The sequence below is a fragment of the Streptomyces sp. NK15101 genome (assembly GCF_020400725.1).
Taxonomy (GTDB): Bacteria; Actinomycetota; Actinomycetes; order Streptomycetales; family Streptomycetaceae; genus Streptomyces.
In genome coordinates, this window is the sequence record NZ_JAINVG010000201.1 from 1 (window position 1) to 952 (window position 952).

2 protein-coding genes are annotated in these 952 nt (G+C 71.8%); one reads left to right on the forward strand and one right to left on the reverse strand.

Going from position 1 to position 952, the window contains the following annotated elements:
- Positions 1–324 (forward strand): hypothetical protein (locus tag K7G60_RS38575; RefSeq protein WP_225805626.1); only part of this gene is annotated, 324 nt, incomplete at its 5' end.
- Positions 325–523: 199 nt separating this feature from the next.
- Here K7G60_RS38575 and K7G60_RS38580 read toward each other — a convergent pair.
- Positions 524–748, reverse strand: a complete 225-nt coding sequence (locus K7G60_RS38580; RefSeq protein ID WP_225805627.1) for a hypothetical protein — start codon at positions 746–748, stop codon at positions 524–526.
- Positions 749–952: the final 204 nt, after the last annotated feature.

The window sequence follows — 952 nt, forward strand, 5'->3', positions numbered from 1 at the left end:
CCCGCCACGGGGATTCAGCCGATCGACCCGCAGACGCTCCCGGAGCGGGAGCTCCGGCGCCGTGACGACGTGTGCCAGATCGCCCGCGCGCTCTCCGGCTCGATGATGGTCTGGTACAACCAGCCGCCCGGCCTGTGCGAAGCGCTCGACACCACACAGCCGCGGGACCGCCAGCGGTGCCCCGCGACCGCGTCGCACGTCGTGCGGTTCCGCAGGGACGTGACCGAGGCCGACGCGTACGTGTGCCCCGCACACGCCCGGCCCCTGGCCGCGACGGCGGACCGCGCGGAGTTCATCACCGCCACGATTTACCGGCGCCGGTAGACACACCGCGCCGAACCAGCACGGCGATACCGAAAAACACGACCGCGCACAGAACACACGGCAGACCGCGCCAGCAACCAGCAAAACCCGCGCAACAAGAGGGTGCCCCGCAGATGCACAACGCGTGGCGCGGTCAACCAGCAACACGAAAGGGGCCCCCGCCCGGGAGGGTGGGGGCCCCTTCTTCGCTCACCGCCGGTCAGTCGGGCGGGGGGATGATGCCGGCCGCGACCGCCGCCCTGATCCAGTCCCGGCCCTCTTGGATCAGGGCGGCGGGGTTGTCCTTCCCGAGGCACAACCAGTCCATCCGGCTCCCGCCCGTTTCCAGCCTCCACCGGGCCTCGGCCAGGAGCCGGACCCGCGGGTCCACGTAGTGCACCCGCGCGGCGCCCTCGGTGTCCATCGTGTCGTCCTTGTAGTCCATGGCCCCATCGTGCCGAGCCTCACCGACAGCCGGGGGCAGAACCGCGCGGCTTCACCCCGCCCATGGGCCCCGGCCTCGGTCCCCTCGTACGTCAACGGCGGCCCCCGTACGTCTCCCACATGACGTACCGAGGCCGGCACGTCGCCCGCGCCCCGAGGGCCACCTCGTCCACCCTCGGTTCCCACTTCAAAGTGGGAACCGGCT

Coding starts and splice junctions, on each gene's coding strand:
- K7G60_RS38580 (WP_225805627.1), bottom strand. CDS start 748: ATGGACTACAAGGACGACACGATGGACACCGAGGGCGCCGCGCGGGTG.